The organism is Ruegeria sp. BHSB058, from assembly GCF_059613285.1.
This window is the reverse complement of sequence record NZ_JBXWSF010000035.1, coordinates 21222-39597: the sequence shown is the minus strand read 5'-3', so window position 1 is coordinate 39597 and position 18376 is coordinate 21222. Positions and strand designations below refer to the sequence as shown.

The following is an 18376-nucleotide window of genomic DNA, read 5'->3' as shown; positions in this document are numbered from 1 at the left end:
TGATTATCCTGTCCATCGCGATTGCCGCGCTGGCGGCGGTGCCGCTCGAATTTCAGCGCGACATTGTCAACCACCTGACCTCGGGCCAGATCGACAAGGAACAGCTTGTCCTGCTCGGCCTGGGGATGATGGGGGTCATCCTTGTGAGCCTTGTTCTGAAATGGTTGATGGGATTTCGATCCGGCATATTGGGCGAAGACATCATTCGCCTGATCCGACAAAGGCTGCTTGGGCGCGCTTCCGAAGTGGAAGAACAGGATCAACAGGTGCGCAAGGGCACTCTGGCCACCGCAATCTCGGCAGAGGCCGAAGAACTGGGCAAGTTTGCAGGCGGTGCGTTTTCAGACCCGGTCGTACAGGTCGGTACGCTGATCAGTGTGATCGGCTATATCTCGTCAACTCAACCCGGCTTGGGCCTGATCGCCCTGTCGATGATCCTTCCGCAGGTCGTGATCGTTCTGATTTCGCAGCGCAAGGTCAACAAATTTGTCGCCGAGCGTGTCCGCATCCTGCGGGCGGCGACCGATCAATTGACGGCGCGGGATATCGAGGATGCAGTTCAGGCGGTCACCGACCGTTTTGACGCGATCTATGATACGCGCCGCCAGATGTTCCTGTGGAAGCTGTCGGCCAAATTCCTGCTCAGTGCCATCAATGGTGCCGGAACGGTGGGGGTTCTGATGCTTGGCGGATGGCTGGTGCTGAATGGCAAGACCGACGTCGGCACGGTTGTTGCCGCAACAAGCGGTCTGACGCGTATTCAGGGCCCGACCGCATTCCTGATCGCCTTTTATCGTCAGGTCAGCGCCAACCGGATCAAGTATGAACTGATTCTGGAAATCTTCGAAGGTCAGGCCGTACGGCGATAAAAAATGCCCGCCACATTCAGCTTTGGCGGGCACTCAAAAATCCCGGATCACATGACGTTACGTTATGCGCGCTCGGAATATTCCATGGTCTCGGTATTCACGACGATCATTTCGTCCTGCCCGACAAACGGCGGCACCATCACCTTGACGCCGTTGTCGAGGATCGCCGGCTTGAACGAATTCGCCGCCGTCTGTCCTTTGACCACCGGCTCGGTTTCCACGATCTTGCAGGTGACTTTCTGCGGCAGCGTGGCGTTCAGCGCTTCGCTTTCATAAAACTCGACGACGATGGTCATGCCGTCCTGCAGGAAAGGGCGGCGCTCGCCCAGTAGATCCGCAGGCAATTCGATCTGTTCATAGGTTTCGGCATCCATGAACACCAGCATCCCATCGCTTTCATACAGAAATTGCTGATCTTTCTGCTCCAGCCGGACCCGCTCGACCTTGTCCGCCGACCGGAAGCGCTCGTTCAGTTTCGAACCGTTGCGCAGGTTGCGCATCTCGACCTGGGCAAAGGCCCCGCCCTTGCCCGGCTTCACATGATCCACCTTGACCGCGGCCCAAAGTCCGCCGTTATGCTCCAGCACGTTGCCGGGGCGGATTTCGTTCCCATTGATCTTGGGCATTACATATTTCCTTCACACATGGTTGATGCGCCGTTCGGCGACCCTATATCTGGCGGGACCGGACCTGGCAAGACAACGACACCTAGTGCTGCAGTTGCAGCGAGCCATGCAGTTTACGCAACGCAACTATGCATATTAGGTGTATCCGAATCACGCTTCATCGGTCATAAGGAACGCCACGCCGAAAATTGCAAGAGCAAGAACAACAAGGAAGACGAGATGAGAGATTTCGTTGACGGCACCGCCTTTAACAACGAGCAGGGCAACCGTGCTCGGAAATTGTTTGCGGCTGTCGTACTGGCCGCACTGGATGATGCCATCGCCGACGACAAGAAATATGGCAATGGCCCGGAACAGATCGCCCGCTGGGCCCGTTCACGCGACGGGCGCGAAGTGCTGACCTGTGCCGGGATCGACCCGAACGAACGCGTTGTAAGCGGCCTGATGGAATTCGTAGGCCGCGGCATCCGAACATCGGTTGCGTTGTCGCGCGAGGAAAGCGAACGTCGCAACGCAGCTATGCAGGCCGAAGCGGCGTAAATCTGATTTCGCCCATTCAAAAGCGCGCCCGATTGACGGCGCGCTTTTTTGTCGCCGCAGTTTCCTGCGCCATGTCCCGATATGTCGGTTTTGCCGCCATTTAAGTGCTGTCCGGGCCTTTTCCCCGGCCACAATTTCGGGTGATGTGCTGTCGCAAGAAGGAGGCACCGCATGGTTCGCGCCATCATGATTCAGGGCACCGGCAGCAATGTCGGAAAATCGATGCTCGTTGCTGGACTGGCCCGCGCATTTACCCGGCGCGGTCTCAGGGTGGCGCCGTTCAAGCCGCAGAACATGTCCAACAACGCCGCTGTCACTGCAAACGGTGGCGAGATCGGGCGCGCGCAAGCATTGCAAGCACGAGCAGCCAAACGCGCCACACATACGGATATGAATCCAATCCTGCTGAAACCCGAAACTGACACCGGGGCGCAAATCATCGTTCATGGCAGACGTGCCGGAACGATGAAGGCAGGTGATTACCGCAAAGATAAATCTAAACTTCTCGGCGCCGCATTGGAAAGCTTCGATCGGCTATGTTCCGACGCTGATCTCGTGCTGATCGAAGGCGCAGGCAGCCCTGCCGAAACCAACCTGCGCAAAGGCGACATCGCCAACATGGGGTTTGCCTGCGCCGCAGGCGTGCCCGTGGTGCTGGTCGGTGACATCCATCGCGGCGGCGTCATCGCACAGATCGTCGGCACTCAGGCAGTTCTGACCCCCGAAGATCTGTCGATGATCCGGGGGTTTGCCATCAACCGTTTCAAGGGCGATGTGTCGCTCTTTGACGAGGGCCGCGACGACATCGCCAACCGCACCGGCTGGCCCTGTCTGGGGGTTGTTCCGTGGTTCAACGATGCCTGGAAACTGCCCGCCGAGGACATGATGGATATCCGCTCTCACACCGGTGGTACCTGCAAAATCGTGGTGCCACAGCTTGAACGGATGGCGAATTTCGACGATCTCGACCCGTTGTCGGCGGAACCGGATGTCAGCGTCGAAATCATTCCCGCCGGACGCCCCCTGCCCGGCGATGCCGATCTAGTGCTGCTGCCTGGCAGCAAGTCGACCATCGGGGATCTGGCCTATTTCCGGACGCAAGGCTGGGATATCGACCTTTATGCCCACGTGCGGCGCGGCGGTCACGTTCTGGGACTTTGCGGCGGATATCAGATGCTGGGCAAAAGCATCGACGACCCCGACGGCATCGAAGGGTTCAAAGGCCGGGTCGAGGGGCTGGGCCTGCTGGATGTCCACACCGTGATGGTCGGAGACAAGCAAGTGACCTTGACCGAGGCAGTGGCCCTGCCACACCGCGAACCCGTCAACGGATACGAGATCCACATCGGGCGCACCCAAGGCCCCGACTGCGCCCGCGCATGGTTGGACATCAATGGCCGTCCCGAAGGCGCCACCAACCCCGACGGGCGCATACGCGGCAGCTATCTGCACGGCCTGTTTTCATCCGATCCGTTCCGCGCCAGCTTTCTGGCCGGTTTGGGCGTGCAGTCGCAAAACGGTTACGAAGACGGTGTCGAGGAAACGCTGGAAATGCTCGCCGACCATCTGGAGCGGCACATGGACCTTGATCAGTTGCTGAAGCTGGCCGAAGAACCCAAACGCAGGTAAAGAGTGCTATTCCAGATCCTGGGAATCCAGAGCCCGGTGTATTTCCCTGCGCACCAGCTTGCGCACGTTGCGGGTGATCCGCTCGCCCAGCGGACCCTGAAGCTCTTCGCGGACAATATCCACCACTAGCTGACGCAAGGCTTCTTCGTCGATCACGGCCTCTGCCGCCTGCGCATAGTCCGCATCCAGCATGTCTTCGTCATCATAGTCATAGAAATCGTCATCCAGAGCGCCGTCGGCGACTTTGGCGGCAGGTCGATACTCCTCGTCAGTCACGGGCTCATTCTCCAGAACATAGGGGACGGGTCTGGCTGGCTCTGGCGGTTCCTCGACACTGCCACTTTCGCTCAGAGACAGGCGATCGTCCTCGTCCCACTCCATCGTCCCGGTCCGGGTTCCGGCATAAGCGTCCGTGCCTTCTCCGTCAGGCTCCCACTGGTCGTCGGTCTGCGCAATTGCGGCCTCCAGCGCCTCGATCTTGGCGCTGAGGCTGATCGCCGGTTCCACCCGTATCACCCCATCGTCAAAGCCTGGCTTCCCGATTGCTTTTTCCTCAGGAGTTGCCGCTACAGGCGAAGGTTCAGGCTGCGAACGGCTTTCAAACGATTGATGCGTCGAATTTCCGGAACCGGTGTCGTGCTGCCGGGTTGCCGCATGGTCGGCTGAATCCGCAACCTGCTGCGCTCGCCCCAACACCAGAGGTGCACGGGCGAGTTTCCTGCCTTCAGAGGTGTCGGCAATACGCAATGCTGGCGTCAGCAAAAGCCGTCCGGGCTTTCTGCGCGCCTTCTGCGCAGGCACGTTCTGGTCCCCGTCCTGCTCACGAACAAGACGGCGGATCGACGACAGAACGTCCTCAGCTTCGGCTTTTGTCACGGGATCCGACATTCTCTGACAACACTCCTACCCTATGGGTTGAGTTTAGCGAACTTGCGGTCGCGCCACAACGGATGCGCCCACGCCTATTTCCTTCCAAGCGCGTTCAGGACGCGATCCAGGTCCCGGCTCTGCTTGCTGATCTGCGCAGGAGCTTTCTTGACGAGGTTATAATATAGCGTTGGATCATAGATCTGAACAGCCAGCCCCAATTGCTCGGCAGTGAGCAGACCTTGGGCTTGCAACAACTGGTATGACGCCCCCGCCCTTTCAGTTCGCGCCGCGACTTGCGCCAGTTGCGCATCCAGCAAATCCTGTTCAGCAGTCAGAACGTCCAGAGTTGTGCGCGCACCAAGTGTCGCCTCTTCGCGAATTCCGTCAAATGCGACCTGTGCAGCGCGAACGCGTTCGTTCGATGCGGTAAGGCTGGCGCCTGCAGTCTGATACCGGGCGTATGCGTCGCTGACATCCTGAGTAACGTCTTTCTGCACATTCAACAGGTTTGCACGCGATGCATCGCGCTGTGCCATGGCCCGGCGAACGTTGGCGGCGATCCGACCGCCCGCATAGATCCTTTGCCGGAACTGAAACCGAACAACGGCATCGCCGCTGTAATCATCGTCGCCGAAATTCTCGACGATGCCCGCGTCAGCCTCAAAATTGACGGTCGGCCCCAAACCTGCACGTTGCTCTTGCACCGCAAGATCCAACGCCCGCACCTGATGCTGCGCTGACAGAATGGCCGGGTGGTTCCGCGCCGCCAGATTGGTCGCACTGCTCAGTGAACTCGGGAGCCTGGCAAGCGGGGGCTGACCCGCCGTGCGCCCCGGCTCCTTGCCAACAACGTTAACATATTCGGCACGCGCAGTCGTCAACGCGCCTTCGGCGTCGGCAAGGTTTGCCCGCGCGTTCGCCAGGCGGGATTCGGAAAGCGCCACATCGGTCCGCGTGACTTCGCCGACTTCGAACCGGTCCTGGGACGCCCGCAATTCTTCACCGAGCAGCCGAACGTTGTTCTGCCGGATGGCAACCGTCTCTTCCCGGAGCAATACGTCAAGATATGCCCTGACAGCACTGAGCAGTACACCCTGTTCGATACCGACAAGGCTTTGCCGCGTGGCAAGAACCGTTTCCTGCGCGGATTGCTTGTTCAGAACCGAGGCCCCGCCATCATAGACCAGCTGCCGCAACTCCAATCCGGTGAAAAAATCATTCCGATCGTTGCTTGCCGACACACCGTTGGTCTGGTTCTGATTGGTGGTGCTCCTGATCCGCGCCGTCCAGTCGATGATTGGCCGCAGTGCGGAAAGCGCAATCGCCACATCTTCATCGGCGACGCGCAACAATGCGCGGTTCTGCTCCAGCAGACCGCTGGTGTTATATGCCCCGATCATCGCGTCAGTAAGGTTATCCGCGATACCCGCGCGCGGCGAAATTGCCGCAATCGAAACGCCCATCGTCAGAACAAGCGCTTTTGCAAGCTTGCGCCCTGTCGCTCTGTGCATTCTAGTGCCCCTTATTTGTAAATCAGCCTTGCCTCTGCGCCAGTTTGGGCGTGATTCCACGTGGTTGCAAGAAGGAGCTGAAATCAAATTTCGAGACTATAGCACAAATGCCCTTTCTTTCTCGAAACCAGCCAGCACCGGCGCGCTTGCATTGAAGGCATTTCGCCAGTTGACCCGGCCATTCACCTTGTGTCCAACGCGCACGGTCCCCAGATTGCCATCCATGAACACGCAGGCAATGCGCCCGTGGTCCTTCAGCTGATCCAACAGCGCTTCCGGGACGTCTTCGACACCGCCCTGAACCATGATCACGTCATACGGGCCGTGTTCGGCGGCGCCCTCGACCAACGGACCCTGATGCACGACCGCATTGTCGGCTCCTGCTTCGACCAGCGCCGACTGCGCCTCTTCGGCCAGCCCGTCCTCTTCGACCGCAACGACCAGCTGCGCCATACGCGCGGCCACCGCCGTCGAATATCCCAGCCCCGGAGCAATATCGAGAACGGCTTCGTCTTTCGAAATATTCAGAAAATCCAACATCTTCGCCAGGGTGCGTGGCTCAAGCAGGTGTCGCCCGCCCCCCAGGTCGATCAGATCTCCGGCATAGGCCGCCTCGCGCTGTGCATCAGGCACGAACTTTTCCCGCTCGACCCTCAGCATCGCGTCGATGATGGGAAACTTGGTCACGTCGGAAGGCCGGACCTGAGTGTCGACCATGGTGCGGCGGCGGTCTGCGAAGTTGGTCATCTGATTGCTCGTAATTTCCTTTGGCTTACGGGCTTTTGCCACATCCCGCGGGTTGCGGCAATGTCCCTTTGGCCGCACGCGCCTCATTCCGGCGATTTGTCCCGCCCCGTGCATCCCAAAGAATTTTCAACGCAACCGCCACTTTCGCTTCTCGTCCCACTGGACGTCCTCGCTGAAAGCTGCTAGAACGCCGAGCACACCACTACAAGTGTTTGAAAACACTTACAAAGGCGAGTTGGCGGAGTGGTGACGCAGCGGATTGCAAATCCGTGTACACCGGTTCGATTCCGGTACTCGCCTCCATCCTCCCAAGTATCGGTCCTTGTTACGCGGCATTGGATGCTTCACTTTGCTCCCGCTGTGTATCCGGTAAGCCCTTCATCCATCGTCGGAACCTGCCATTCGATGCGGCCCGGCCGCCCCTCCGGCTAACCCGAACGCCTCCCTCCTGTTCGATACTTTTTTTCTGTCATATGCGTTTTTCCTCTTGCAGCTTCCGGTCAGAATTTATACTTCACGCCTCACTCAACGGGGCGGGCGTAGCTCAGGGGTAGAGCATAACCTTGCCAAGGTTAGGGTCGGGCGTTCGAATCGCCTCGCCCGCTCCAACGAGGAACCGAGAGTATCTGATTGCGGGCGTAGCTCAGGGGTAGAGCATAACCTTGCCAAGGTTAGGGTCGGGCGTTCGAATCGCCTCGCCCGCTCCAGATACGCAAAGAGGCCGCCCACGGGGCGGCTTTTTGCGTTTTGGCGGGCAATTCTGTCGCGGCGGAAATTTGATCAAAAATTTTGACGCGGGCCGCCAGACAAGGCAAAGCTTGGCGCAGCTGAATCGCCGCCACGCGGCAAACCAAAGGTATCTCGCCATGGCCCCTGTCATTTATCCCACCACCAACCTTGCCGCCACCGAACAGCTGGTGCTGGATCGCGGCAAGGGCATCTATGTCTACGACACCGCCGGCAAGGAGTATATCGAGGGCCTGGCCGGTCTGTGGTGCACCTCGCTGGGCTATGACAATGCCGAGGTGATCCAGGCAATCACCGATCAGCTGAACCGGCTGCCCTTTTCCCACACCTTTGGCGGCAAGACCCATGAACCGGTCATGCAGCTTGCCGAAAAGCTCAAGGCGATGGTGCCGGTCGAGGATGCCTATTTCTTTTTCGGCAATTCCGGCTCGGACGCCAACGACACCCACTACAAGATGCTGCGCTATTACTTCAACGCCATCGGCAAGCCGGAAAAGCGCAAGATCATCACACGTGAGCGCGGCTATCACGGGGTTACCGTCGCCGCCGGTTCGATGACGTCGTTGCCCGCCAACCTTGCGCATTTCGACGCTCCCGTCGAGGCGCTGCACATCCTGCGCTCGGACGCGCCGCATTATTACACCGGGCGTCAGGGCAACGAGACCGAGTCGCAGTTCGTCGACCGTATCATCGACAACCTGGAACAACAGATCCTGGCCGAAGGCGCCGACACCATCGCGGCAATGATTGTCGAACCGATCACCGGCGCCTCGGGTGTGATCGTGCCGCCCGAAGGCTACTACGAAAAGCTTCAGGCGCTGCTGCGCAAGCACGGCATTCTGATCTGGGCCGACGAGGTCATTTGCGGCTTTGGCCGCACGGGCGCCGATTTCGGCTGCACCACCATGGGGATCAAACCCGACCTGATGACCTTTGCCAAGCAGCTCAGCTCGGCCTATTTCCCGATCTCCGCGTCGGTCATTCCGGGCTGGATGTACGAAAAGATGGTGGCACCTTCGGCGGCGGTCGGCGTGTTCGGCCATGGCTATACCTATTCCGGGCATCCGGTGGCCTGCACGGCGGCGCTCAAGACACTCGAAATCTACGAGCGCGACAAGATCTTCGACCATGCCGCCGACGTGGGCGCTTACATGCAGGACCAGTTGCGCGCGATCTTCACCGATCACCCGCTGGTGGGCGAAGTGCGCGGCAAGGGGTTGATCGCGGCGCTGGAACTGGTGTCGAACAAGACCACCGGCGCAACCATAGACAAGGGCGCAGGCGGGGCCACCGTACAGCGGCTGGCGCAGGAAAACGGTTTGCTGATCCGCGCCGTTGCAGGCAATGCCGCCGCCCTCTGCCCGCCATTGATCATCACCAGGACCGAAGTGGATGAGATGCTGCGCCGCCTCAAAACGGCCGTTGATGCCGCTTATGCCGAATTGAAGGACAAAGGGTTGCTTGCCGCCTGAGCGCCACGATCCCCTGATTGGGATTGCGGCACCCGCCTCGCCGCCTTGGTGGCGAGGCGCTGTTTTCCGCGACCAAAAGCCGTTGAACCGCCAGCCGAACCGGGTTCAGAACGCCTTGAAGGTCATCGTCGTCAACGACCGTTCGATGCCCGGAATCACCAGCAGGTGTTCGTTGATGTAATGACCCACATCCTGACCTTCCGGGATATAAAGCTTCATCAGAAGATCGTATTCGCCACTGGTGGAATAAAGCTCGGAGTGAATCTCGCGCAGGGCGATGTCTTCGGCCACTTTATAGGTGGTTCCGGGCTTGCAGCGGATCTGGATGAAAACACAGGTGGTCATGGCAGGGCCTATTTCTTGATTTTGCAACAGGCTGGCATGGGGGCGAACCGGGTGCAATCCCCTGTTTTTCGCGCAACACATCGCCGCGCCCGGTCGATGCGGGCTGGAAATCGAACCGGTGTCCCGCCTATAAGCGCGCGGTAGCAAAAGGAATACGCCCATGCGTCGCGCCACGATCAGCCGGAAGACCGCCGAGACCGACATAACGGTCGAGATCAATCTCGACGGGATCGGAGCCTATGACAACCAGACCGGCGTCGGCTTTTTCGATCACATGCTGGATCAGCTGTCGCGCCACTCGCTCATCGACATGACAATTCGCGCCAGCGGTGACTATCACATCGACGACCACCACACGGTCGAAGATACGGGCATCGCGTTGGGTCAGGCCCTGACCGCTGCCTTGGGCGACAAGAAAGGCATCCGCCGCTATGGCGAATGCCATCTTCCGATGGACGACGCGCAGGTGCGCTGTGCGCTGGACCTGTCGGGGCGGCCCTTTCTGGTCTGGAATGTCGATCTTTCGACGCAAAAGATCGGCAGCTTCGACACCGAACTGGTGCGCGAATTCTTTCAGGCCCTCAGCACCCATGGCGGCATCACGCTGCACGTCGATCAGTTGCACGGGCTGAACAGCCACCACATCGCCGAGGCCGCCTTCAAGGCCGTCGCCCGCGCCCTGCGCATGGGCGTCGAGACCGACCCGCGCAAGGCCGACGCGATCCCCTCCACCAAGGGCGCGCTGTAGATGCTGACCGCCATCATCGACTACGAGTCGGGCAACCTGCATTCCGCCGAAAAGGCATTTCAGCGCATGGCGCGCGACATGGGTGCCGGTCAGGTCGTAGTGACCTCCGAAGCCGAGGTCGTCGCCCGCGCCGACCGGCTGGTGCTGCCCGGCGACGGCGCCTTTCCCGCCTGCGCCGCCGAGTTGCGCGGTCACAAGGGCATCTATGACGCCATGGTCGAAGCGGTCGAGAAGAAAGGCCGCCCATTTCTGGGCATCTGCGTCGGCATGCAACTGATGGCGACCAAAGGCCACGAATATGAGGAAACGCCGGGGTTGGGATGGGTCGCCGGGGATGTCGTCAGGATCGAGCCCGCCGACAAGTCGCTCAAGGTTCCGCACATGGGCTGGAACGATCTGGTGATCGAGCACGACCACCCGGTCTTTGCCGGCGTGACCTCGGGCGATCATACCTATTTCGTGCATTCCTATCAGTTCCACGTCGACGACCCGGCGCAGCGACTGGCCCATGTCGACTATGGCGGCCCGGTCACGGCCGTGATCGGCCGCGATACCATGGTGGGTATGCAGTTTCACCCCGAGAAAAGTCAGGATGTGGGCCTGCGCATGATCGGAAACTTCCTGACCTGGGCCCCTTAGGGAACACAGGTCAGGCGAGCAGGGTCACTCGATCCGGGTCCAGGTCTGCCCCCGGCAGATCAGCCCGCCTGCGACGCAACCCTTGACCGTCAGGTCATTGCCTTCAAGAGTCATTTTCGAGTTATACGTCTTGTCCCGGTCCGGCGCCCAGATCTTGCCGCCGCCATAACTGCCGTCGCCATCCGCAACCATGTCCCAGATGATCTGTTTGCCCAGATTCTCATAGTCCAGTTCCTCATTGCCGTCGGCATCGAACGCATTGTCGATGGTCCCGCAAACAGCGCTGCCGCAGGGGCCGATCGTGACATGCAGATACCCGCCGGAATCCCCCGGCTGGGTCTTCCACAGACCGTCTACCGGGTCGTCCGCCCATGCGCCGGTTGCCAAAACGGCAAGGCCCGCCGCCGCGATTGCAAATTTCATCATTCAAACCTCCGTGTTTTGCCCTCAGTCTCGCCTGCCCGCCCCAATCCGGCAAGATTGACTTGGCGTCGCGTTGCATCCCCTGCCCGGCCTGTGCCATATGCCGCGCAGATTTCAGCAAAAGGCCGCCCGATCATGATCCTCTATCCTGCCATCGACCTCAAAGACGGTCAGGCCGTGCGCCTGCTGCGCGGCGAAATGGACAAAGCCACCGTGTTCAACGACGATCCCGCCGCACAGGCCCGCGCCTTTGTCGATGCGGGGTGCGAATGGCTGCATCTGGTCGATCTGAACGGCGCATTTGCAGGCGAGCCGGTGAACGCCGCCCCGGTCGAGGCGATTCTCAAGGCCTGTGACGTACCCGCGCAGCTGGGTGGCGGCATCCGTGACATGGCCACCATCGAAACCTGGCTCGACAAGGGGCTGGCGCGGGTCATTCTGGGCACTGTAGCGGTTGAAAACCCCGACCTGGTGCGCGACGCCGCCAGGGCCTTCCCCGGTCACGTCGCCGTCGGCATAGACGCGCGCAATGGCATGGTCGCCACCAAGGGCTGGGCCGAAGAGACCGACGTACAGGTCACCGATCTCGCGCGCAGCTTCGAAGACGCAGGCGTCGCCGCCATCATCTATACCGACATCAACCGCGACGGGGCGATGCAAGGTCCCAATATCGAAGCCACCGCCGCCCTCGCCCGCGCCGTGTCGATCCCGGTGATTGCCAGCGGCGGCGTCAGTTCTATCGCTGACCTCATCGCCCTGCGCGATTGCGGCGCCGGGCTGAACGGCGCGATCTCTGGCCGCGCGCTCTATGACGGGGCCCTCGATCTTGCCGAAGCGATCCGGGTGCTCAAGTAACCTAATTCGCCGCCGCTCCGGTCAGTTTTCCCAAGGCACCCTGCATCTTGCCCACGACCGGGGCATCGGCGGGAATATCCAGATCCTCCAGCATCTCGGCTGGGTCTTCATAAACCAGCCAGACCTGCCCGTCAGCGTCCGAATAGGCCAGCACCTTGAGCGGCAGGAACAATCCCGCGCGCGGGTCGGCCTGCATCGCCGGGGTTCCCAGCTTGGGATTGCCAAAGATCAAAAGCTGTGCCTCGCCCAGTTCCATATCGACCTTCCTGGCCCCTGCCGCGTGATCGACACGGGCGAAAACCGTTGCCCCGGCATTGCCGACCGCCGCCTCCAGAGCATCCATCGCCTCGCTCACCGATTTGTCGGTTTTGACCTTGACCAGATCGCCGGCAATCGCAGCCGCACCCGCAAACACCATCAAAGTCGCATAGAAAAGAACGCGCATATCAAATCTCCCTTTTTTGACCATTCTACCCAAATCTCCCCGACTGCGGCGTTTCATCCGGTCACAACTCTGGCATCGGCAGGGCTTTGCCGCTAGGACAACGGCAACAACAGGATCGCCCATGCTCAAGACCCGTATCATCCCCTGTCTCGATGTCGCCGATGGCCGCGTGGTCAAGGGCGTGAATTTCGTGGGCCTGCGCGACGCGGGCGATCCGGTGGAATCGGCCAAGGCTTATGACGCCGCCGGGGCCGACGAGATCTGTTTCCTCGACATCCACGCCACTCACGAAAACCGCGGCACCATGTTCGACGTGGTCCAGCGCACCGCCGAGCAATGCTTTGTTCCACTGACCGTGGGCGGAGGCGTGCGCACCAGGGACGACGTGCGCGCCCTGCTGCTGGCCGGCGCCGACAAGGTCAGCTTCAACTCCGCCGCCGTGGCCAACCCCGACGTGGTGGCCGAGGCCGCCGACCAGTTCGGCAGCCAGTGCATCGTGGTCGCCATCGACGCCAAGACCGCCAGCCCCGGCAAATGGGAGATCTTTACCCATGGCGGGCGCAGGCCCACCGGCATCGACGCGATAGAGTTCGCCCGAACCGTGGTCGCCAAGGGCGCGGGCGAGATCCTGCTGACCTCGATGGATCGCGACGGCACCAAGGCGGGTTTCAACCTGCCGCTGACCCGCGCCATTTCCGACGCGGTCGACGTGCCGGTGATCGCCTCGGGCGGTGTCGGCAATCTGGATCATCTGGTCGAAGGCGTGACCAGGGGCGGCGCCAGCGCGGTGTTGGCGGCCTCGATCTTTCACTTCGGCGAATACACCATTCAAGAGGCCAAACAACACATGGCCGCCGCCGGTATCCCGATGAGGCTGACATGAGCATCCTGCACGACCTCGCCGCCACCATCGACGCCCGCAAGAAAGCCGACCCCGAGTCGAGCTGGACCGCAAAACTGCTCGCCAAAGGCCCCGAGAAATGCGCCGAGAAATTCGGCGAAGAAGCCGTCGAAGCAATCATCGAGGCCGTGAAGGGCGACGCCGAAAAACTGACCGCCGAGGCGGCGGATGTTCTTTATCACCTGCTGGTCATGCTGGCCGCGTGCGACGTGCCGCTGGATGCCGTGCTTGACGAACTGGCGCGGCGGCAGGGGATCAGCGGCATCGCCGAAAAGGCCGCGCGACCCGGCAATTGAAACCTTGCCAACCCCGGTTTACCCTTGATCCGATTGCACACTCACAAAATCCCGAGGAAACAGGGAATGCTGAAATGCGTTTTGTCCATCTTCGCGGCTCTGTCTCTGGCTGTTCTGGCAGGCTGCGCCCCGGCACCCTCTGCCACCCAGCAGGACGTTGACGAACTGGCGCGACAACTCAAAAGCCTTGGCCCCGAGGTCGATCCGGCCGAGGCCGAACGGGCGGCGCGCATCGCCTATTTCTATCCCAAACAACTGGCCGAGGAATACCAGATCACCGACCCGCCGCTGGTGCACAATGCCAAGGTCAACCACGGCTTGCGCCCGCGCGGTCTGTGCTGGCATTGGGCCGAAGACATGGAAAAACGCCTCAATCAGGAAAACTTCCGCACCCTGACGCTGCACCGGGCGATTTCCGACCCGGAAAACCCGTTCCTGATCGACCACAGCACCGCCATCATCTCGAAACGCGGGGACGACATGTATGACGGCGTCGTACTGGATCCGTGGCGGTACGGCGGCACTCTGTTCTGGGCGCCGACGCTTGAAGATACGCGATATGACTGGCGCCCCCGCATGGAAGTGCTGATCGACAAGACCCAGCGCAAGCAGGCCAAGCTTGATCAGGAATTCAACGAATAGACGCGGCGTTTACAGTTTTGATGAGATGATGCCGGTGGCAAAGCCGCCCATGCGCAGTTCACCGAACAGGCGCTGATACTCGATCTTGGGACACCGGTTCATCACCACGTCGATGCCACGCGCTTGCGCCTTTTCCGCAGCCTCGGCATTCTCGACCCCGATCTGCATCCAGATGGTTCTTAGCCCCGGAAAGAAATCCAGCGCCTCATCGACGATGGGCGGCACAGCTTCGGAGCGGCGAAAGATATCTACCATGTCCACCGGCTCGGTAATATCCGACAGCGAACCCCGCACCGTTTGCCCGAACAGCTTTTCGCCCGCATGGCCCGGATTGACCGGGATCACCCGAAATCCTTTCAGCCCAAGATAGCGCGCGACGTAATAACTGGGCCGCACCGGATTCATCGACACCCCCACCATGGCGATGACCTTGGTGCGTTGCAGAATCGTTTTGAGATAGGCGTCGGAATACTCTGGCATATGGGCACATTATCCAGCACCGCAGAAAGAAAAAAGCGCCCAAGTTAACCTTGGGCGCCAGTTATGGAACGAGGGACAGTGAAATGACCCGCGGCAGTTCCAGTCCGCGGTCACTGTGACATTTAGGTCCTATCTCAGAGAAAAAAAGGGGCGCACCCAAAAATGTGATGACAAGCCCGACTCAGCGCAGAATCACCATTCATCCCTGCAGCAGAGCAGGCCAGTTCTGTTCTGCCAGCGCGATATTCCCGGCAATATCCTGTTCCCAGATCTTTTCCACTTTCGGCGAATGAATCAGGTACAGCTTGTCATCCACGATACGCCAGGCTCTGGGATCGGATTCCAAAAGATGCCCACGCGACACCGCATAGGCGCAATAGCCGCCGAATTGCGGCGCAAAAGCGCGCGGGTTGGCCTCGAACATTTCTCGATGCTCCATCGAGGCAAAGCGCCACTCGGCCCCTTTCCACATCACCGAAATATCGGCCTGTCCCCTCATCGGAGCTTGCGACCGGAAATACGAAACGGCGTCAAACCCACTGACCGCCATTCCTTGGTCTGCATAGTACAAGGGGGAATTTGCCCACGCGGTTCTGGCTGCAAAAACTCCTGCCATGCCCACCACGAATTCTCGTCGCGAAATCATCAATTCTCTGCCTTAATATTCAAACTATAAAATGCATCAAACACATGCGTTTCGAAACCCCATCTGACGGTTATGTGATCGGCCTGTGTTCCAAAAAACCCGTCAATCGAAGATATCTTCGATCACATCCCAGACTTCATCCATCACCTTGGCGATCTTCCGCCGTCGTGATCCGATCTTTTTTCGTTTTTTGCGCATGTGATTCGGCATGAAACCCCGTTCCTTCTGGCCGCTTGGCTTCACGTGTTCCTTGCGCAGCATCTTTAGTGCATGCAGGGGCGCACCACAGCTCGCACAGCTCAACTCGTGGCGTTCGCGCCCGCGCAACACCAGCGCCGCACGGGTGCCGCAGTAGCAACAAGTTGCGATTTTGGCCGGTCCCGGAATTGGTGCCTCCTGTCAGACATGTCTGGAGGCATATAAGGCGATCGCCGCCGCATTCGAGACGTTGAGAGAGCCAAATCCGCCCGCCGCGTCAATCTTGACTAGCCGGTCCACTGTTTCCTTGGTCTTTTGCCTCAGTCCCGGCCCCTCGGCCCCAAGCACCAGCGCCACCGGATGGTCGCGCCGTCCCGCCAGCGCCTCTTCGATGGTCACATCCGCCTCGCCATCCAGCCCCAGCACATAAAATCCCATCCCCTGCAGTTCGACGATTGTGTCGGCCAGGTTGCGCACGCGCAGATAGGGCTGGCGCTCCAGCGCACCGCTGGCGGTTTTTGCCAATGCTCCGGTTTCGGGCGCGGAATGGTGGCGTGTGCCGATCACCGCGCTGGCCCCCAGAACTTCGGCCGATCGCAGAATCGCCCCGACATTGTGCGGGTCCGTCACCCGGTCCAGCAGGATCACACGCGGGTGTTCGGCGCCTATACAGTTCTCGTCCAGCCCGCCCCATTCCAGCGGCTTGACCTCCAGCGCGGCGCCCTGATGCACCGATCCGGGATCGATTGGCGCGCTGAATTTGCGCGGGTCCACCTGCTCAGAAGAAATTCCTGCGACTTCAATGGCCTCGGCCAGCTTGTCCTGTGCATTCCGGGTCACGATAAGGCGCAGTTTCTGCCGTTTCGGGTTCATCAACGCATCGCGAACAGCGTGCAGTCCGAACAGCCAGACGGTCTCTGATGCCGCCGCTTTGCGGGCCTGTTCCTTTTCAATCACCCACTTGGGTTTCTTCATCTTACCGGCCTCCGGGCCATGAGTTCGGTTTCCTGCGCCAAAGCGGAATTTTCCTGTTGACGCTCCTTTGCCGCGCTAGTAATCACGCCTCCACGTCAGGTGCAACGCCTGACAGTGGGCGACAGGCCGCAAGGTGTGGCAGGGGACTGTAACTCCCTCGCGGAGACGCACGCCTGGTTCGATTCCAGGGTCGCCCACCACTTCTCCTTGAATTCAAATCCTTGCAACACGATCTTAAAGTGGAACATCGCCATCTGTCCGCATGCCGGCCGACGCGGCAGAGCGATGCCTCCGGATCTGGCTGAGCTGTTCAGGGGGCGATCAAAAGTCTGGAATGGCTGATTGATCACGGGCCGAATGTCAAAGTGCCTGAGGGAAAGCCCGCCCGGTTTCCCGCACTCACCCGCTCCCCTTTTCCTAAGACAAGAAAGCGGAACAAGGGCGCAGCGATACCAGGCAGGTTTTCAATGCTTTACGAACACCGAACCGCTCAGGCGGCCGAGCGTTCCGCGATCACTGCCGCGATCCAATCCTCGATCTCGTCCAGATCGGCGGCCAGCTTGCGGGCCGCGTCGCCGGCAAATTCAAGGAACTTGTCCTCGTTCAGCCCGTTGACCCCGACCAGAACCGGGATGTCGCGCGCCAGCGCCTCGCCGATCACCGGACGGAACCCGCGGCCGTCGGATTCGTGCTTGCCGAACTTGTTCACGATCATCAGCTGTGGGCTGTTGTCCAGCGACGCGGTCACGTCGCCCACAGCCTGTTCCAGCGCCGCCGGGTCCAGCCGACAGCCCCGCGCCATAGACCCCAGCGATTGCGAGATGCGGATGGTCGCGCCGTCGGGCAGCACCTGAAGGTCCATGTCGCATTTGCTGCTGTCGTAGCATTCGGTGTTGGTCTGCACGACACCGGCCAGGGCATAGCCGCTTGCCTTCAGACGGTCGGCGGCCGCGCTCAGCAGGCGGTCGGTCGCGCCCCGGTCGGTGGTGGTGATATAGGCCAGATGCATGGTCATGGCTCCTGAACTTCGGTTGTTGGATAAGCAGATAGCACGCGCATCGGGTTTCGGCCACTCCTGTTGATTATGGCAGCGGCGACAGCCCGATCACGGGCGCGTGCAGGTGAAGGATCGCGGCATAGGCCACGGTGGCAGCCAGCCACACCCAAGGGCGCGGCCAGGGAATTGGGCGGCGCAGCGACAGACGGGCGGTATTGCGGGCAAGCTCGCGCCACTCCGGCACCTCGCGCGCCCTGCGCCGGTCGATCAGCGCCATGCCCAGCCATGCGAAACCCGCGAACAGGCCGAACAGGATCACATGGGCCAGACTGCCATTGGCGATCAGATGCGCCAGTGCCCATAGCAGCAGCGCCAGCAGGACCGGATGGCGAGTGACCGCCAGAATCCCGGGTCGTTCGGGATCAAAGGGCGTGCGCCCCAGCCCTCCGAAAGAAAACGGGTTCCGGATCGACATCCCCGCAACCGCCAGCCAGCAGACGACGGGCATGGTCAACACCGGCACCCAGCGCAAGACCGGCCAGGGCGGGATCACTTCGACATACGGCGCGCGCCCGGCTGCCACGATCAGCCAGGCCAGCACTGCCAGCGAGAACAGGGAATAGGCGGTAAAATAACCGGCCCGGCCCAGCCGGTCGATCAGCCACGGGCGCACCGGCGGGCGCACCGGCACCACATGGCTTGCCAGAAACACCCCCAACGCCAACAGAAACTCGCCCCAGCCGCTCATGCCTTGCTCCGGTCTTGTGAACTGGGA

General features: G+C 60.6%; 23 protein-coding genes and 4 tRNA genes. 14 read left to right on the top strand and 13 right to left on the bottom strand.

The window, feature by feature from the left end:
* The first annotated feature begins 2 nt into the window (after positions 1–2).
* Complete coding sequence (locus AC2FNB_RS11030; RefSeq protein WP_496746289.1) at positions 3–869, top strand: ABC transporter transmembrane domain-containing protein; 867 nt, start codon at positions 3–5, stop codon at positions 867–869.
* Between the two features lie 62 nt (positions 870–931).
* On the opposite strand, the gene efp is transcribed toward AC2FNB_RS11030, so the two are convergent.
* Positions 932–1495, bottom strand: coding sequence for an elongation factor P (efp, locus tag AC2FNB_RS11025; protein WP_480749593.1), 564 nt, complete (start codon positions 1493–1495; stop codon positions 932–934).
* A 219-nt stretch (positions 1496–1714) separates the two neighbouring features.
* On the opposite strand from efp, the gene AC2FNB_RS11020 reads away from it, so the two are divergent.
* Positions 1715–2035 (top strand): DUF6280 family protein, encoded by a 321-nt coding sequence (locus tag AC2FNB_RS11020; protein WP_480749592.1) that lies wholly within the window; start codon positions 1715–1717, stop codon positions 2033–2035.
* Positions 2036–2206: 171 nt separating this feature from the next.
* Entirely contained in the window at positions 2207–3664 is a 1458-nt protein-coding gene (locus AC2FNB_RS11015; RefSeq protein ID WP_496746287.1) for a cobyric acid synthase, read from the top strand.
* Positions 3665–3670: 6 nt separating this feature from the next.
* Here the strand turns inward: AC2FNB_RS11015 and AC2FNB_RS11010 are convergent, their stop codons facing one another.
* From AC2FNB_RS11010 to AC2FNB_RS11000, 3 genes are all read right to left on the bottom strand, one after another.
* The gene (locus AC2FNB_RS11010; RefSeq protein WP_496746285.1) at positions 3671–4552 is read right to left on the bottom strand and encodes a hypothetical protein; all 882 of its coding nucleotides are present in this window, start codon (positions 4550–4552) and stop codon (positions 3671–3673) included.
* Between the two features lie 74 nt (positions 4553–4626).
* Positions 4627–6045, bottom strand: a complete 1419-nt coding sequence (locus AC2FNB_RS11005) for a TolC family outer membrane protein (protein ID WP_496746283.1) — start codon at positions 6043–6045, stop codon at positions 4627–4629.
* Between the two features lie 96 nt (positions 6046–6141).
* A complete protein-coding gene (locus tag AC2FNB_RS11000; RefSeq protein WP_480749588.1) occupies positions 6142–6792 on the bottom strand; it encodes a protein-L-isoaspartate O-methyltransferase family protein in 651 nt (216 codons plus the stop codon).
* A gap of 229 nt (positions 6793–7021) precedes the next feature.
* Here AC2FNB_RS11000 and AC2FNB_RS10995 point away from each other — a divergent pair.
* The 4 genes from AC2FNB_RS10995 (at position 7022) to AC2FNB_RS10980 (ending at position 9011) form a co-directional block, all read left to right on the top strand.
* Positions 7022–7095 (top strand) — tRNA-Cys (locus AC2FNB_RS10995).
* A 230-nt stretch (positions 7096–7325) separates the two neighbouring features.
* Positions 7326–7400, top strand: a tRNA-Gly gene (locus tag AC2FNB_RS10990).
* A 24-nt stretch (positions 7401–7424) separates the two neighbouring features.
* Positions 7425–7499, top strand: a tRNA-Gly gene (locus AC2FNB_RS10985).
* Between the two features lie 159 nt (positions 7500–7658).
* A complete protein-coding gene (locus tag AC2FNB_RS10980; protein ID WP_496746281.1) occupies positions 7659–9011 on the top strand; it encodes an aminotransferase in 1353 nt (450 codons plus the stop codon).
* Positions 9012–9116: 105 nt separating this feature from the next.
* On the opposite strand, the gene AC2FNB_RS10975 is transcribed toward AC2FNB_RS10980, so the two are convergent.
* On the bottom strand, positions 9117–9356 hold the full coding sequence (locus AC2FNB_RS10975; protein ID WP_480751011.1) for an Lrp/AsnC ligand binding domain-containing protein: 240 nt from the start codon (positions 9354–9356) through the stop codon (positions 9117–9119).
* A 160-nt stretch (positions 9357–9516) separates the two neighbouring features.
* Between AC2FNB_RS10975 and hisB the strand changes: the two genes are divergently transcribed.
* Entirely contained in the window at positions 9517–10104 is a 588-nt protein-coding gene (gene hisB / locus AC2FNB_RS10970; RefSeq protein WP_496746278.1) for an imidazoleglycerol-phosphate dehydratase HisB, read from the top strand.
* Positions 10105–10743, top strand: coding sequence for an imidazole glycerol phosphate synthase subunit HisH (gene hisH / locus AC2FNB_RS10965; RefSeq protein WP_480751014.1), 639 nt, complete (start codon positions 10105–10107; stop codon positions 10741–10743).
* A gap of 24 nt (positions 10744–10767) precedes the next feature.
* Here hisH and AC2FNB_RS10960 read toward each other — a convergent pair whose 3' ends face one another.
* Positions 10768–11169: a DUF2147 domain-containing protein gene (locus AC2FNB_RS10960; protein ID WP_480751015.1), complete on the bottom strand. Its 402-nt coding sequence runs from the start codon at positions 11167–11169 to the stop codon at positions 10768–10770.
* Between the two features lie 132 nt (positions 11170–11301).
* On the opposite strand from AC2FNB_RS10960, the gene hisA reads away from it, so the two are divergent.
* A complete protein-coding gene (gene hisA / locus AC2FNB_RS10955) occupies positions 11302–12021 on the top strand; it encodes a 1-(5-phosphoribosyl)-5-[(5-phosphoribosylamino)methylideneamino]imidazole-4-carboxamide isomerase (RefSeq protein WP_496746276.1) in 720 nt (239 codons plus the stop codon).
* 1 nt (position 12022) lies between these two features.
* Here hisA and AC2FNB_RS10950 read toward each other — a convergent pair whose 3' ends face one another.
* A complete protein-coding gene (locus AC2FNB_RS10950; RefSeq protein ID WP_480751017.1) occupies positions 12023–12466 on the bottom strand; it encodes a DUF302 domain-containing protein in 444 nt (147 codons plus the stop codon).
* Between the two features lie 121 nt (positions 12467–12587).
* Here AC2FNB_RS10950 and hisF point away from each other — a divergent pair, with 121 nt between their 5' ends.
* The 3 genes from hisF (at position 12588) to AC2FNB_RS10935 (ending at position 14305) form a co-directional block, all read left to right on the top strand.
* On the top strand, positions 12588–13349 hold the full coding sequence (gene hisF, locus AC2FNB_RS10945) for an imidazole glycerol phosphate synthase subunit HisF (protein ID WP_480751019.1): 762 nt from the start codon (positions 12588–12590) through the stop codon (positions 13347–13349).
* Positions 13346–13663, top strand: a complete 318-nt coding sequence (locus AC2FNB_RS10940) for a phosphoribosyl-ATP diphosphatase (protein WP_480751020.1) — start codon at positions 13346–13348, stop codon at positions 13661–13663. Before hisF ends, AC2FNB_RS10940 begins: the two co-directional genes overlap by 4 nt.
* Before the next feature lie 66 nt (positions 13664–13729).
* Positions 13730–14305, top strand: coding sequence for a hypothetical protein (locus AC2FNB_RS10935; RefSeq protein ID WP_480751022.1), 576 nt, complete (start codon positions 13730–13732; stop codon positions 14303–14305).
* A gap of 9 nt (positions 14306–14314) precedes the next feature.
* Here AC2FNB_RS10935 and AC2FNB_RS10930 read toward each other — a convergent pair whose 3' ends face one another.
* The 4 genes from AC2FNB_RS10930 to rlmB form a co-directional block, all read right to left on the bottom strand.
* A complete protein-coding gene (locus AC2FNB_RS10930; RefSeq protein WP_496746273.1) occupies positions 14315–14785 on the bottom strand; it encodes a CoA-binding protein in 471 nt (156 codons plus the stop codon).
* A gap of 199 nt (positions 14786–14984) precedes the next feature.
* The gene (locus AC2FNB_RS10925; RefSeq protein ID WP_480751025.1) at positions 14985–15431 is read right to left on the bottom strand and encodes a YHS domain-containing (seleno)protein; all 447 of its coding nucleotides are present in this window, start codon (positions 15429–15431) and stop codon (positions 14985–14987) included.
* A gap of 102 nt (positions 15432–15533) precedes the next feature.
* A complete protein-coding gene (locus AC2FNB_RS10920) occupies positions 15534–15818 on the bottom strand; it encodes a hypothetical protein (RefSeq protein WP_480751170.1) in 285 nt (94 codons plus the stop codon).
* 12 nt (positions 15819–15830) lie between these two features.
* Entirely contained in the window at positions 15831–16604 is a 774-nt protein-coding gene (gene rlmB / locus AC2FNB_RS10915; protein ID WP_496746271.1) for a 23S rRNA (guanosine(2251)-2'-O)-methyltransferase RlmB, read from the bottom strand.
* A gap of 116 nt (positions 16605–16720) precedes the next feature.
* Here rlmB and AC2FNB_RS10910 point away from each other — a divergent pair.
* Positions 16721–16804, top strand: a tRNA-Tyr gene (locus tag AC2FNB_RS10910).
* A gap of 290 nt (positions 16805–17094) precedes the next feature.
* On the opposite strand, the gene AC2FNB_RS10905 is transcribed toward AC2FNB_RS10910, so the two are convergent.
* The gene (locus tag AC2FNB_RS10905) at positions 17095–17613 is read right to left on the bottom strand and encodes a DUF2478 domain-containing protein (RefSeq protein WP_480751172.1); all 519 of its coding nucleotides are present in this window, start codon (positions 17611–17613) and stop codon (positions 17095–17097) included.
* A gap of 73 nt (positions 17614–17686) precedes the next feature.
* Positions 17687–18349 carry an NnrU family protein gene (locus AC2FNB_RS10900; protein ID WP_496746269.1) on the bottom strand — a complete coding sequence of 221 codons (663 nt, stop codon included), beginning with the start codon at positions 18347–18349 and terminating at the stop codon, positions 17687–17689.
* Between the last annotated feature and the right edge of the window lie 27 nt (positions 18350–18376).

Bases quoted from the DNA above. Each gene is read 5' to 3' on its own strand.
- AC2FNB_RS10975 (WP_480751011.1), bottom strand. From the start codon at position 9,356: ATGACCACCTGTGTTTTCATCCAGATCCGCTGCAAGCCCGGAACCACC.
- AC2FNB_RS11005 (WP_496746283.1), bottom strand. From the start codon at position 6,045: ATGCACAGAGCGACAGGGCGCAAGCTTGCAAAAGCGCTTGTTCTGACG.
- hisF (WP_480751019.1), top strand. From the start codon at position 12,588: ATGCTCAAGACCCGTATCATCCCCTGTCTCGATGTCGCCGATGGCCGC.
- AC2FNB_RS10930 (WP_496746273.1), bottom strand. From the start codon at position 14,785: ATGCCAGAGTATTCCGACGCCTATCTCAAAACGATTCTGCAACGCACC.
- AC2FNB_RS10905 (WP_480751172.1), bottom strand. From the start codon at position 17,613: ATGCATCTGGCCTATATCACCACCACCGACCGGGGCGCGACCGACCGC.
- AC2FNB_RS10940 (WP_480751020.1), top strand. From the start codon at position 13,346: ATGAGCATCCTGCACGACCTCGCCGCCACCATCGACGCCCGCAAGAAA.
- hisA (WP_496746276.1), top strand. From the start codon at position 11,302: ATGATCCTCTATCCTGCCATCGACCTCAAAGACGGTCAGGCCGTGCGC.
- AC2FNB_RS10950 (WP_480751017.1), bottom strand. From the start codon at position 12,466: ATGCGCGTTCTTTTCTATGCGACTTTGATGGTGTTTGCGGGTGCGGCT.
- hisB (WP_496746278.1), top strand. From the start codon at position 9,517: ATGCGTCGCGCCACGATCAGCCGGAAGACCGCCGAGACCGACATAACG.
- hisH (WP_480751014.1), top strand. From the start codon at position 10,105: ATGCTGACCGCCATCATCGACTACGAGTCGGGCAACCTGCATTCCGCC.
- AC2FNB_RS10900 (WP_496746269.1), bottom strand. From the start codon at position 18,349: ATGAGCGGCTGGGGCGAGTTTCTGTTGGCGTTGGGGGTGTTTCTGGCA.
- AC2FNB_RS11000 (WP_480749588.1), bottom strand. From the start codon at position 6,792: ATGACCAACTTCGCAGACCGCCGCCGCACCATGGTCGACACTCAGGTC.
- AC2FNB_RS11010 (WP_496746285.1), bottom strand. From the start codon at position 4,552: ATGTCGGATCCCGTGACAAAAGCCGAAGCTGAGGACGTTCTGTCGTCG.
- rlmB (WP_496746271.1), bottom strand. From the start codon at position 16,604: ATGAAGAAACCCAAGTGGGTGATTGAAAAGGAACAGGCCCGCAAAGCG.
- efp (WP_480749593.1), bottom strand. From the start codon at position 1,495: ATGCCCAAGATCAATGGGAACGAAATCCGCCCCGGCAACGTGCTGGAG.
- AC2FNB_RS10935 (WP_480751022.1), top strand. From the start codon at position 13,730: ATGCTGAAATGCGTTTTGTCCATCTTCGCGGCTCTGTCTCTGGCTGTT.
- AC2FNB_RS10980 (WP_496746281.1), top strand. From the start codon at position 7,659: ATGGCCCCTGTCATTTATCCCACCACCAACCTTGCCGCCACCGAACAG.
- AC2FNB_RS10925 (WP_480751025.1), bottom strand. From the start codon at position 15,431: ATGATTTCGCGACGAGAATTCGTGGTGGGCATGGCAGGAGTTTTTGCA.
- AC2FNB_RS11015 (WP_496746287.1), top strand. From the start codon at position 2,207: ATGGTTCGCGCCATCATGATTCAGGGCACCGGCAGCAATGTCGGAAAA.
- AC2FNB_RS11020 (WP_480749592.1), top strand. From the start codon at position 1,715: ATGAGAGATTTCGTTGACGGCACCGCCTTTAACAACGAGCAGGGCAAC.
- AC2FNB_RS10960 (WP_480751015.1), bottom strand. From the start codon at position 11,169: ATGATGAAATTTGCAATCGCGGCGGCGGGCCTTGCCGTTTTGGCAACC.